The 12,888-nt window shown below is 45.0% G+C and carries 9 protein-coding genes; 7 read left to right on the plus strand and 2 right to left on the minus strand.

Features of this window, described 5'->3' with window-relative positions:
* The 7 genes from M0N77_RS07000 to M0N77_RS07030 all read left to right on the plus strand — a co-directional run bounded on the left by M0N77_RS07000 (position 1) and on the right by M0N77_RS07030 (position 9,762).
* Positions 1–966 (plus strand): restriction endonuclease, encoded by a 966-nt coding sequence (locus tag M0N77_RS07000; RefSeq protein ID WP_353104516.1) that lies wholly within the window; start codon positions 1–3, stop codon positions 964–966.
* Positions 967–1,001: 35 nt separating this feature from the next.
* Positions 1,002–4,259 (plus strand): carbamoyl-phosphate synthase large subunit, encoded by a 3,258-nt coding sequence (gene carB, locus M0N77_RS07005; protein ID WP_353104517.1) that lies wholly within the window; start codon positions 1,002–1,004, stop codon positions 4,257–4,259.
* Between the two features lie 252 nt (positions 4,260–4,511).
* Positions 4,512–4,988 carry a transcription elongation factor GreA gene (greA, locus tag M0N77_RS07010; protein ID WP_353104518.1) on the plus strand — a complete coding sequence of 159 codons (477 nt, stop codon included), beginning with the start codon at positions 4,512–4,514 and terminating at the stop codon, positions 4,986–4,988.
* 171 nt (positions 4,989–5,159) lie between these two features.
* Entirely contained in the window at positions 5,160–5,915 is a 756-nt protein-coding gene (locus M0N77_RS07015; protein ID WP_353104519.1) for a hypothetical protein, read from the plus strand.
* Positions 5,916–6,098: 183 nt separating this feature from the next.
* Entirely contained in the window at positions 6,099–7,367 is a 1,269-nt protein-coding gene (locus tag M0N77_RS07020; RefSeq protein WP_353104520.1) for a putative DNA modification/repair radical SAM protein, read from the plus strand.
* 28 nt (positions 7,368–7,395) lie between these two features.
* Positions 7,396–8,268, plus strand: coding sequence for a TIGR03915 family putative DNA repair protein (locus M0N77_RS07025; RefSeq protein ID WP_353104521.1), 873 nt, complete (start codon positions 7,396–7,398; stop codon positions 8,266–8,268).
* 135 nt (positions 8,269–8,403) lie between these two features.
* Positions 8,404–9,762 carry a glycosyltransferase gene (locus M0N77_RS07030; RefSeq protein WP_353104522.1) on the plus strand — a complete coding sequence of 453 codons (1,359 nt, stop codon included), beginning with the start codon at positions 8,404–8,406 and terminating at the stop codon, positions 9,760–9,762.
* A 105-nt stretch (positions 9,763–9,867) separates the two neighbouring features.
* Here M0N77_RS07030 and M0N77_RS07035 read toward each other — a convergent pair whose 3' ends face one another.
* Both M0N77_RS07035 and gabT read right to left on the minus strand, forming a co-directional pair.
* The gene (locus M0N77_RS07035) at positions 9,868–11,310 is read right to left on the minus strand and encodes an APC family permease (protein ID WP_353104523.1); all 1,443 of its coding nucleotides are present in this window, start codon (positions 11,308–11,310) and stop codon (positions 9,868–9,870) included.
* Between the two features lie 266 nt (positions 11,311–11,576).
* Positions 11,577–12,833, minus strand: a complete 1,257-nt coding sequence (gene gabT, locus M0N77_RS07040; RefSeq protein ID WP_353105591.1) for a 4-aminobutyrate--2-oxoglutarate transaminase — start codon at positions 12,831–12,833, stop codon at positions 11,577–11,579.
* Between the last annotated feature and the right edge of the window lie 55 nt (positions 12,834–12,888).

Here is a 12,888-nt window from a genome sequence, read left to right on the forward strand (position 1 = left end):
ATGAGTATTCCACATTTTGATGACTTGAGAAAGCCTATACTGATGCTTCTAAATGATGGTGAAGTATGGAAAAAATCTGAGTTTACAGAACCTCTTATAAAACATTTTAACCTAACCAAGGAAGAAGCATCCGAGGAATATGAATCAGGTAATGGACTTATATTAGTTGATAGGATTTCTTGGGCATTAAGTTATTTCGCTCTTACAGGAATGTTACATAGACCAAAAAGGGGTTACTACAAACTCAATGGTTTAGGAAAATCCTTTTTAAATAAGAGTAACGAAGATATTAATATCTTTGTTAAGCAAAAAATGGCAGAAAGACAAGCGGAGAAATCAAATCAAACCTTGTTAACACGAGATATTCAAGATAAGCATCCTAATCAAAACACCAATACACCTCAAGAACAGTTGTATGCTTCTTATGAAACTATTCGCCAAGAAACTTATGACGAAATATTAGATACTATTTTAACTAAAACGCCTTTATCTTTTGAGCGTCTAGTTGTTGAGCTTCTACAAAAAATGGGATATGGCGGTGCAGTTGAAAAAGCAGGCCGAGTGACACAGTATGTCAAAGACGGTGGTATTGACGGTGAAATTTATGAAGATGTATTAGGCTTAGGAAGAATACATATTCAAGCAAAACGTTATAACAAAGCCAGCGCTATTGGACGTCCAGACATTCAGAGTTTCGCCGGTGCCTTGCTTGGTGATAACGCAAACAAAGGCGTATTCATAACTACTTCAAGATTTTCTGCCGATGCAATTGCTTACGCGCAAAATTTATCTAATGCAAGAATTGCTTTAATAGACGGTCAAAAACTTGCTGAATATATTTATAAATATGGATTAGGTGTTCAGGTTGAACAAACTATTAGCATAAAAAAACTTGATACAGATTATTGGGATAATATGCCTGATGATACCAATTTAACTAAATCTGAACACACTATTTTAAATTGAAATCCCCACCCGCCAAAATAGGACTTAAAAACATTATGCCAAAACGTACCGACATAAAAAGCATTCTTATCATTGGCGCCGGCCCCATCGTCATCGGTCAAGCTTGCGAGTTTGACTATTCAGGCGCGCAGGCGTGTAAAGCCCTTCGCGAAGAGGGCTACCGAGTGATCTTAGTCAACTCAAACCCAGCCACTATCATGACCGATCCGGCAATGGCTGATGCCACTTATATCGAGCCGATTACTTGGCAAACCGTTGAGCAAATCATCGATAAAGAGCGCCCTGATGCTATCTTGCCAACCATGGGCGGTCAGACCGCACTCAACTGTGCCCTAGAGCTGGACCGTAATGGCGTGTTAGAAAAATACGGCTGTGAGCTAATCGGTGCGACCAAAGACGCCATCGAGATGGCAGAAGACCGCGACTTATTTGACAAAGCGATGAAGCGTATCGGCCTTGAGTGTCCGCGCGCTGAGATCGCAAATACCATGGAAGAGGCGTTTGCCACTCAAGAAAAAATGGGCTATCCGTGTATTATTCGTCCCTCTTATACCATGGGCGGCTCAGGCGGCGGTATCGCTTATAACCGCGAAGAGTTTATCGAGATTTGTGAGCGCGGTTTTGACTTATCGCCTACTCATCAGCTGTTGATTGATGAATCACTAATCGGCTGGAAAGAGTACGAGACCGAAGTAGTACGTGATAAAAACGACAACTGTATCATCATCTGTACCATTGAGAACTTCGATCCGATGGGTGTGCATACCGGCGATTCTATCACTGTGGCGCCCGCGCAAACTTTGACCGATAAAGAATATCAAATCATGCGTAATGCTTCACTGGCAGTACTGCGCGAAATTGGGGTTGAGACCGGCGGCTCTAACGTGCAGTTTGGTATTAACCCAAAAAATGGTCGCATGGTGGTCATTGAGATGAATCCGCGCGTGTCGCGCTCATCAGCACTAGCCTCAAAAGCAACCGGCTTCCCGATTGCCCGTATCGCGGCGAAGCTTGCGATTGGTTATACCTTGGATGAATTGCAAAACGATATCACTGGCGGCGCTACTCCTGCTAGCTTTGAGCCAACGCTTGATTATGTCGTTACCAAAATTCCACGCTTTAACTTTGAGAAGTTCCCGCAAGCGGATAATATCTTATCGACGCAGATGAAATCAGTCGGTGAAGTGATGGCTATCGGCCGTAACTTTCAAGAGTCGATGCAAAAAGCGCTGCGCGGCCTTGAGACTGGCGCCGATGGTTTCGATGAGCAAATTGACTTAGCGGCAGTGAAACCTGAAAAAGCCCGTAGCGAGATTATCAATCGTTTGACGGTACCCACCCCTGATCGTATCTTCTATATCGGCGATGCTTTTCGTATCGGCATGAGCGTCAATGAAGTGTTTAAATTCACTAACGTCGATCCTTGGTTCTTGGTACAAATCGAAGACATTATTAAAACCGAAGAGCATATCAAAGCGCTTGGGTTTGGTGATTTAAATGAGAAAAACCTGCGTAGCTTTAAGCGCAAAGGCTTATCTGATCTGCGTTTAGCCAAACTACTGGGTATCTCGCAAAAGCAGCTACGTGCCAAGCGTTGGGATTTGAATATCCATCCGGTCTATAAGCGCGTCGATACCGCAGCGGCAGAGTTTGCCACCAGCACCGCCTATATGTACTCAAGCTACGATAGCGAATGTGAAGCCAATCCAACCGATAAAAAGAAAATCATGGTCATAGGTGGCGGCCCGAATCGTATCGGTCAAGGCATTGAGTTTGACTACTGCTGCGTCCATGCGGCTCTTGCCATGCGCGAAGATGGCTATGAGACCATCATGGTCAACTGCAACCCCGAAACCGTCTCGACCGACTATGATACCTCAGATCGCCTCTACTTTGAGTCCATCACCTTAGAGGACGTATTAGAGATTGTCCGTATTGAGCAACCTGATGGCGTTATCGTGCAATTCGGTGGACAGACGCCACTGAAACTTGCTCGCGCGCTAGAGCAAGCTGGCGTCAACATCATCGGTACTAGCCCTGATGCTATCGACCGCGCTGAGGATCGCGAACGCTTCCAGCACATGATTCAGCAGTTAAACCTAGTGCAGCCAACCAACGCTTTGGCCACTAGCTTAGAGGATGGTTTAATCAAAGCCAAAGACGTCGGTTATCCGCTAGTAGTACGCCCCTCTTACGTATTAGGCGGTCGGGCGATGGAGATCGTTTATAACGAAGACGAGCTTAAGCACTATTTGCGCACCGCAGTACAAGCGTCGAACGAAGCGCCAGTACTCCTTGATCGCTTCTTAGATGATGCTGTTGAAGTCGATGTCGATTGTGTCTGTGACGGTACTGACGTAGTGATCGGCGGCATCATGCAGCATATCGAACAGGCTGGCGTGCACTCTGGTGACTCAGCGTGTTCATTACCGCCTTATTCATTATCGGATGAGCTGTGCGATGTGATGCGCGAGCAAACGGTTGCTATGGCAAAAGAGCTTGGCGTCGTCGGTCTGATGAACGTGCAGTTTGCGGTCAAAGGTGAAACCGTCTATATCTTGGAAGTCAATCCACGCGCCGCTCGTACCGTGCCTTTCGTTTCAAAGTGCATCGGTACCTCATTAGCACAAGTGGCCGCTCGCTGTATGGCGGGTACTTCTTTAAAAGACCAAGGATTTACTACTGAGATTGTGCCGTCATTTTATGCGGTAAAAGAGTCAGTCTTTCCCTTTGCCAAATTCCCAGGCGTTGATCCTATTCTAAGTCCTGAGATGAAATCGACTGGGGAGGTCATGGGCGTAGGTAAAACCTTTGGCGAGGCCTTTTATAAAGCCGTTATCGGTAGTAATGAGCGCCTGCCCGGATTGCCTGTTGAGGGCGAGACCAAAACGGTCTTTATCTCGGTGCGTGATAGCGACAAAGAACAAATCGTCCCTGTGGCGCGTCAGCTTAAAGACTATGGCTTTGAGATCGTCGCGACGACGGGCACGCAAGCGGTGTTGGCGGATAATGGTATTGAGTGTAAGCAGATTAATAAAGTCACCGAAGGTCGCCCGCATATCGTTGACGCGGTCAAAAACGGCAAGATTGATTTGATTATTAATACCACTGAAGGTAAGCAAGCGCAAGAGGACTCCTTCTCTATTCGCCGTAGCGCGCTACTTGGTAAAGTGTTTTATGTCACCACACTAGGCGCAGCAGAAGCGGTCTGCAAATCTTACGCTATTGACTTGCCGTTTGCGGTTTATAAGCTACAAGACTTACATGCACAAGCTAAGCCTGTCGCTCAGTAGCGCTTTGAGGGGTAGTTATATTCTATTGACTTAACTTGATAAATTCAGTAGATTAGAGCTTATTGTAAATCGTACTTCTTAAAGTTTTGTAAAGAGCATAGTGGCATCACTGCTACTATGCTTTTTATTAGGTCGTTTTACCCCCATATTATGCCTATATTATATGGCACACTCATTGTCATAATAACAGCACCATCTCACTATTCACTGGGAGTAGGAGATGGTGTGCTGTTATTGGTTTAAGGAAAAAACATGCAACGTTACCCTATGACTCCAGAAGGACACGCCGCTCTAGAAGCGGAACTTAAACAATTAAAAACGGTGGATCGTCCGCGTATCACCGCCTCTATTGCTGAAGCTCGTGAACATGGCGATCTCAAAGAAAACGCGGAGTATCACGCCGCTCGTGAGCAACAAGGCTTTTGTGAAGCGCGTATTCGTGATATCGAAGCCAAACTTGGCGGCGCTCAGGTAATCGACACCTCAACCTTAAAACAAGAAGGTCGAGTGGTTTTTGGCGTGACCGTGGTTATTGAAAACATGGACACTGAAGAGGAAAAACGCTACCAAATCGTCGGCGACGATGAAGCAGACTTTAAGGCTGGCAAAATCTCAGTCAACTCGCCTATCGCTCGCGGCTTAATCGGCAAATTTGAAGGCGATGAAGTGCGTATCGAAACCCCTAAAGGTGTGGTCGAGTACGAAGTGATGAAAGTGATCTATAGCTAATTTAGCTCAGCCTTTCTTAAAATACCTCAACGGATTAAAGGCATTCTCCTTTATCATTTGGGGTCTTTTTTATTCCAATTACACAATGCTACTGTTCTAGCCCTCTATATTTAGCAGATAATCAGTTAGATTTTCATCCAATAGCTGAGTATTTATTTTGAGGACTTTATTATGAGCGTAGATAATATTATCAAAAAGACGGTTTTGGCGGCTGGCGTGACCGGCTTGATGCTATTGAGTTTTAGCGCTAGCGCCGCCTCTGAGATTACTATTAATCAGCCGGTCACTGGCAGCACTACTGTCGTTGAGCAATACTCTGACGGTAAAGTTGCGACTATTACTAGTACGCCAAGCGGTATTAGTATGCGTGACGGCATGCCTTATGCTGTGACGCAAGTGACTACTGTGCCGCGCTATACCCTTCATCAAGGCTCATCGACCATGATCACTACCGATGTAGTTACTACCGGCCCCGTGACTAGTCAAGTGATTACCAGTCCGTCTACGACCACGCTAACTTTGGACGCTTTGCAGTTAAATCCAACTTTTAGCACTCCTGGTATCGTTAATGCCAACACCAAAGTGATGAAGATTCTAAAAGATAGTAATGGCCGTGATGTGGCGGTGCCTGCCAATAGTATTAAGCCAGGTGACATCATCGAATACCACACCACTTATACCAATAGTAGCACGCGACCTATTAGTGATATCAATGCTATGGTCTCGCTGCCCAATGGCGTTAGAGTGGTGTCGCTAAACAGTCCGCTACCTACTTTGGCGACGACTGGCGGCGATAGCTATCAAACCATTCAACAAGTCGGCAATACTGTCGTAGTGCAAGAGAATTATTCTGGTCTAAAGTGGAACTTAGCTAGCTTGCCTGCCAACTCTCCACAGACGGTAGTTATTCGCGCTAAAGTGCAATAATGACTTGTGTTAAATAGCTTGCAATAAAATTAATAAAAGGTCTTGTTGGTTCAAGGCCTTTTTTTATATGCCATCAAGCGACAACAGTTGTCGCATATCTTTACCAATTCTTCAATAATTACAGTGACTTACAGAGCCATTTGCTAAAATAGTATTCTATTAATGAATGGGTAATTTGCACTTATGGCAACCATCAATTACGAAAGACTTCAAGGTAAGCTCAATATTTTGGCCGATGCCGCTAAGTATGATGTTTCTTGCTCCTCCTCTGCTGGCACGCGCAAAAACCAAGGCGGCGGTCTTGGCGATGCCTCAGCCACCGGTATCTGCCACAGTTATACCGAAGACGGACGCTGCGTCAGTTTGCTTAAGATTTTACTGACCAATCATTGTATTTATGACTGCGCTTACTGTACTTCTCGCAAAAGTAACGACACGCCGCGCGCCGCTTTTAGTGTAGAAGAAGTGGTTGATTTGACCATGCAATTTTATCGCCGTAACTATATCGAAGGGTTATTTTTAAGCTCAGGTATTTTTAAAAGTGGCGACTACACCATGGAGCGCTTGGTGGAAGTGGCAAAAATCTTGCGTACTCGTGAGCGCTTTAACGGTTATATTCACCTGAAGACCATTCCTGGCGCCTCCAAAGAATTACTACTAGAAGCCGGACTTTATGCCGATCGCTTAAGCGTCAATATTGAAATTCCGACCAAATCAGGATTGGCTCTATTAGCGCCAGAAAAGTCGCACGATGAGCTTAAAGCGCCGATGGAGACGGTCAAAACTGAAATCATCACCATTAAAGAGAGCCGTAAAACTCATAAAAAAGCGCCAAAATTTGTGCCAGCAGGGCAGACTAGCCAGATGATCGTTGGCGCGAGCAACGAGACTGATTTGCAAGTGATTCAGCTCTCAAGTCACTTTTATAAACAGTATGATCTCAAGCGCGTTTATTATTCCGGTTATGTACCGATGTTGACGGATTCACGTCTGCCAGCGATTGGGACGCCGGTGCCAATGATACGTGAGAATCGTCTGTATCAAGCAGACTGGCTGATGCGTTTTTATGGTTTTGGCGCGCATGAAATCGTTGAGCCTGACTCACCATTTCTGGATCTAGACTGCGACCCCAAACTAGCTTGGGCGATTCGTCATCGCGAGCATTTTCCGGTGAATATCCAAACCGCTAGTTATGAGATGATTGTGCGCATTCCGGGTATCGGCACGAAGACGGCTAAAAAGATTGTCAAAGCGCGTAAGTTTAATCAGCTTACTTTAGAGCATCTCAAAAAAATGGGCGCGGCGGTCAATCGCGCCAAATACTTTATCGCTACAACTGGCAAAAACGAGCACCTCGCGCATCTAACCCGTAATAATTTTCGCCAGTACGTGCTGGCGCAAACGCAAACGAAGTATAAAGATCAGCGGAGCGGACAGATGGCGTTGTTTTAATTCACTACAAAAAGCTTTGGGATAAACTATGTCGCAACTTGCCTTAAAAAACAGCTTTGCCGTCGGTAATCTAACGCCAAGTATTTTATTATATGAGCCAAGCTTTGAGGGTTGGCTCACAGCCGTCTACCAAGTCTATGAGCGCAAAATGCAACATGACGAGTCTTTGCAGCTTATCGCTGAGGATAAATACATTCCCTCCTTAATTAGCAGCGCTGCTAGCGTTATCACGAATGATGAACAAGCTCAGCGCGTACTTATCAAACTCAATAAACTCCTTGGGCGCTCCGGTATGCGCCAAATGTTATGGGGGTTTTTGTCTGAAAAAGATAATATCGGCACTACCCTATTTCATATTGTCAAATATGCTATTGACTATCCTAAGCGGCAGGTATTAGAAGACTTGGGACATTTAGACGTGTTGGAGCTGGCGCAAACGGTCAAGTCCGTACATCGTGAAAATCATCGCATGGAAGCTTTTGTACGCTTTGAGCACACCACCGATGATATTTATTTTGCGCGTATTGAGCCTGATTTTAATGTGTTACCGATCATAGGTGAGCATTTTCGTCAGCGCTATCAAGATCAGCACTGGGCGATTTATGATTTGGCGCGTGGTTATGGTATTTATTATGATAAAAGCCTTAGCACCCCTTCGCGTCCTGCCGAGCTACAAACCATTACTGACTTAGATGAGGCAGTGCTGCGCAACCCCGCTAGCATTCATAGTGACGATGAGCAGCGCTATCAGCGTTTTTGGCAAGGCTACTTTACCAATATCAATATTAAAGAGCGTAAAAACAACCGCTTGCATAGACAGCACATGCCGCAGCGTTATTGGAAATATCTGAGTGAAAAACAGATTTTGCCTAATGCTGATTATCTTGAAAAAAGAAGATAGCAAAAAAATCGCTAACCTTATTGACTATATTTATCTGAACTTATTTATCTGACTCGGCCAAGTTATAAGGTTGAGTTTTTTGTGTTTATGACTGACAATATAAGCTTAATATAATCTAGAGTTATCTTTTTTATTATGATAGTAATGCGCTTATTATCGTCTTTGAAACATGATGAATCCGAACGCGGTATTTTTCATCTTGGGCGGGCTTTGGTCAAAAACGGCCATACCTCTATTATTGTCTCTAGCGCTGATGATGATAATGAGCTGGTAAAGCGTTTAGAGCGCGACGGTAATTTATACCATCAGCTTCATATGAATAAGAAGTCTTGGTTATCGCTATTGCAAGTGGCTCCCCTGCGTCATTTGATTGAGAATTACAAACCAGACGTCATTCATGTGCACTCACGTACGCCGGCTTGGATACTGCATTTAGCACTCAAACGCGCCAAAGTAAAACGTCGGCCCAAGCTGGTCTCAACGATGTACGGCTTTTATCCGATTAATAAGTATTCACAAGCGCTATTGGATGTCGATACGATTATTACCGTCTCTGATAGCGTAACTAATTATTTGGTAAAAGGTATTCGCCGCGAAGAGCTTGGCCCCAGACATATCAAACGTATTTATCGAGGTATTGATACGCGCCGCTATCCTTATCGGCATAATCCTTCAGTCTACTGGTTACGGCGCACTTTCGCTGAATATCCTGAGCTTGAGCACAAAAAATGGCTGGTGTTTCCTACTATTATCGGTAACGAGTATGGGCAAGAGTGGCTTATCGATATCTTAGGTAATCTAAAAGAGCAGTTTCCAAACATTCATGCCATCATTATGGATGAGGACTATCGAGAAGGCGATGTGGCCCATGAGGATTTTCGTCAGCGTACCAATGCTTTGGGCTTAGGGGAATACATTACTTATGTCGGTAGCAAGCGTAATGATATGCGTGAGTGGTTATCAGCGGCCAATATCGTTATGGCCCTAGCCAATCAGCCGGAGTCTATCGGTATTAATGCGCTACAAGCTATCCATTTAGGTACGCCGGTTATTGGCTGGGATCAAGCGGCTTTTAGTGAGATTCTGCAGCCTTTGTATCCGCAAGGACTGGTGAAAAAATATAATGCTCAAGCGCTATGTAAAGTGGTTAGAAGTCAATTAGAAAGCGTAACTCGTCCTGAGATGACTAATAAATTTACTATGCGCGAGATGATCGCTGAGACCCTTGCTGTCTATCAAGAATTATATGAAGAGTCGTTGATGCAGGAGCAAGCAAAGCCGAATAGTGATTCGGCGAAGAAGCTGAGAAAACATCTCAAGTCCGCCGTGCAAACTTTGAGTAAACCCTCCAACCATCTTGTTGAGCAGTCACCGATTAAGACTATTGGCTCTAACAAGCAAACAAGTCCGATTACTGTTACTAAAAACTCGATTCACAACGCTGAGCACAAAAAAGCTACCTCAGCCACTACTGGCAAAGATATCGATAAATAGACAGGCTAATTTTATATTTAGTGCTATTCAATGATAAAACACCAGCCCAATATAATCATTATACTGGGCTGGTGTTTTATCTGCTGGTTGTTATCAAAGTGAGCTTTACTTTTTGGTAAAGTTGTCCTTTAGCCAAAGCTGGTTGACTACTTTTAATTGGAGTAGCTCCTCGGCCATGATAGCTTCACTTTGACCTGGATATTTAGATTTTGCATAGCCAAATAGTATGACTCCTAGTACCGTCCAGCCAAAGAAGATCCACCATTCAACAGGGATAAGTGCTGATGGCATACCGGGCATATATAGAACCAGTAGACCAAAACTTAAGACGATAGTGACTATACCTACCAACTTGCCTGCAGGTACTCTAAAGGGCCTTACCATATCAGGCTCACGATAGCGCAATACTAAAAATGAGATAGCAACACAAGTATAAGCGATAACGATACCAAAGCCGCCGGCATCCACGATCCACACTAGCATTTTGCGACCAAACAAAGGTGCTAAAGTCGCTAAGCCGCCTATTAATAAAATAGCGTTGACCGGCGTATTGTATTTGGGATGTAATTTACCCAAAAACGCTGGCAGCATTTTTGCTTTTGACATAGCATAAAGCAAACGGCTACCCCCGATCAAAAAAGCATTCCAGCTTGATAAAATACCAAGTACTCCGCCGATAACTAGCAAGATGCCCGCCCATTTTCCTTGCCAGGCATTGGTCATCGCATCCGCTGTCGCTAAGGTTGAATTCTCAGCTTGTACCAAAGGTAGCGTAGTGCCGACACTCCAAGCGATGCCCACATACCACATAACTGCTACTAAGATTGAGATAATCAAAAACTTACCAATATTTGGCCGAGTCAAATCAATCTCTTCTGCTGCCTGCGGAATCACGTCAAAACCGACAAACATAAAGGGCACCATCACAATAACCGCCATGACTCCAGCCGCTCCGCCAATAAAAGCTGGCGCTTGTACCACTTGTGCATCGGCCGGGTTATAAAGCACCGCTCCGACGAATAGCAAAGTACCTACAAATAAAATACCGATGACCGCTAACTTTTGGAACCAAGCACTGACCTCCATACCACGAATATTGAGCCAAGTGACGATGATTGAACCAAGCATACCAACGCCTACCCAAGTGGCATAAACCTCCCAGCCTGCAATCGTCCATAAGTAGCCTTGGTTGTAATTAGGGATAAAATATTCTACTACGGTTGGCAGTGCCACCGCTTCAAAAGCAACTACTGAGAAGTAACCGAACAAAATACTCCATGAACAAATAAAGGAGACATTCACACCTAGGGCCCGATGAGTATAAGTGTGCTCACCTCCGGTAATAGGCATGGATGAGGCCAGCTCAGCATAAGTCACCCCGATTAATACCACCGCAAGCCCGCCTAGCAAAAAAGCTAGCATCGCGCCCCAAGTACCCGCTGATAATACCCAGCCACCTGCCAATACTACCCAGCCCCAACCTACCATAGCTCCAAAGGCTAAGGCGATGATATCGAGCGTTCCTAACGATTTTTTTAGCTCAGACATTATATTCTCCTTGTCTGTATAGTCATCCTTAATCATGCTTGTTGATCAAAATAAAGATCAGCCCAGCATAGCTATTTTGTTTAAAGCTCATAATCACTAGTTAGGGTCTATTGAGTATTAAGCTTTATTTATCAGTCATAAAAAACGGCGCGTTGTCGTGCAAGGCGCCGTTTTTACTTTATGTCAATTAAGTAAGCTTTACTAAGCAAGGCCTTGCTAATCACTCAAACATCTAAAATAGCTTTTTTGTCGCTGCTTTAACGACACTAAGCGGTGAGTATAGAGGCGATGATATCTAGGCCTTCTTGTAATACCTCATCTTCAACCGTCAAGGGCACCATCACGCGAATAGCGTTACCATACATACCGCAGGAGGCTAGCAATAAGCCCTGCTCAAAGGCTTTGGCTTTTAGCTCAGTGGTCGCAGCGGCGTCAGGCTTGCCTTCGCTATCAATGAGCTCAAACGCTAACATTGCGCCTTTATGACGAATATGACCGATACAATCGAGGTTTAAATCTTGCAAAAATGACGCTATTTTTTTGCCAATTTGGATACTACGCTCCAGTAAGTTTTCCTCCTCAATCACTTCCATAACCGCAAGCGCTGCCGCTACTGCTACTGGGTTACCTGAGTAAGTACCGCCAAGACCGCCTACTTGTGGCGCGTTCATAATATCAGCGCGACCTACGACCGCCGAGATTGGATAGCCGCCGGCTAAGCTTTTGGCGCTAGTCATCAAATCAGGCTCAACCCCTAACTGCTCGGTGGCAAATAAAGTACCGGTTCTAGCAAAACCGCACTGTACCTCATCAAAAATCAGCACGATGCCATGCTCATCACAGATAGCGCGTAGGGCTTTGGCAAATGATGGCGTCACTTGATGAAAACCGCCCTCGCCTTGTACCGGCTCAATGATCATCGCCGCCACTTCACTTGGATCAATGGATGCCTGGAAGATCATATCTAAGCTATGTAGCGCCTGCTCTTCAGTGACGTTGTGCTCCTCACAGGGAAACAATGCGTGAAATACAGGGCCTGGCATCGGGCCAAAGTCTTTTTTGTAAGGGATGACTTTACCGGTCAAGCTCATACACATCAGCGTACGTCCATGCCAGCCACCAACAAAAGAGATGACGCCCGGGCGACCGGTTTTGGCGCGAGCGATTTTGATAGAGTTCTCTACCGCTTCTGCGCCTGTGGTCAAAAAGAACGCTCTTTTCTCGCCACTAATAGGCGCTTTTTCACACAGCTTTTCAGCCAAATCGACATAAATCTCATAGTTGACCATTTGCGCAGCAGTATGAGTAAACTTATCAATTTGCTCATGGACGCGCTGAGTGATTTTGGGGTGGCTATGTCCGGTATTTAGTACTGAGATGCCGCCGACAAAGTCAATATAGCGATTGCCTTCGATATCCCAAATCTCAGAGTTTTTGGCATGCGAGGCAAACACTGGAAAGGCCACACCGAGTCCCGTTGGTAGGACGGCTTTACGGCGTGCGAGTAGTTTCTCGTTAGTCATTTTATTATTATCATTGGAGATATCATGAAGATGGCTGTCATCAAGCACTTGGTTA

The organism is Psychrobacter sp. AH5 (assembly GCF_040371085.1).
Taxonomy (GTDB): Bacteria; Pseudomonadota; Gammaproteobacteria; order Pseudomonadales; family Moraxellaceae; genus Psychrobacter.

What these genes read in the sequence shown, in the direction of transcription:
- carB (WP_353104517.1), top strand. Translation starts at nt 1,002, where the DNA reads ATGCCAAAACGTACCGACATAAAAAGCATTCTTATCATTGGCGCCGGC.
- M0N77_RS07020 (WP_353104520.1), top strand. Translation starts at nt 6,099, where the DNA reads ATGGCAACCATCAATTACGAAAGACTTCAAGGTAAGCTCAATATTTTG.
- greA (WP_353104518.1), top strand. Translation starts at nt 4,512, where the DNA reads ATGCAACGTTACCCTATGACTCCAGAAGGACACGCCGCTCTAGAAGCG.
- M0N77_RS07015 (WP_353104519.1), top strand. Translation starts at nt 5,160, where the DNA reads ATGAGCGTAGATAATATTATCAAAAAGACGGTTTTGGCGGCTGGCGTG.
- M0N77_RS07035 (WP_353104523.1), bottom strand. Translation starts at nt 11,310, where the DNA reads ATGTCTGAGCTAAAAAAATCGTTAGGAACGCTCGATATCATCGCCTTA.
- gabT (WP_353105591.1), bottom strand. Translation starts at nt 12,833, where the DNA reads ATGACTAACGAGAAACTACTCGCACGCCGTAAAGCCGTCCTACCAACG.
- M0N77_RS07000 (WP_353104516.1), top strand. Translation starts at nt 1, where the DNA reads ATGAGTATTCCACATTTTGATGACTTGAGAAAGCCTATACTGATGCTT.
- M0N77_RS07025 (WP_353104521.1), top strand. Translation starts at nt 7,396, where the DNA reads ATGTCGCAACTTGCCTTAAAAAACAGCTTTGCCGTCGGTAATCTAACG.
- M0N77_RS07030 (WP_353104522.1), top strand. Translation starts at nt 8,404, where the DNA reads ATGATAGTAATGCGCTTATTATCGTCTTTGAAACATGATGAATCCGAA.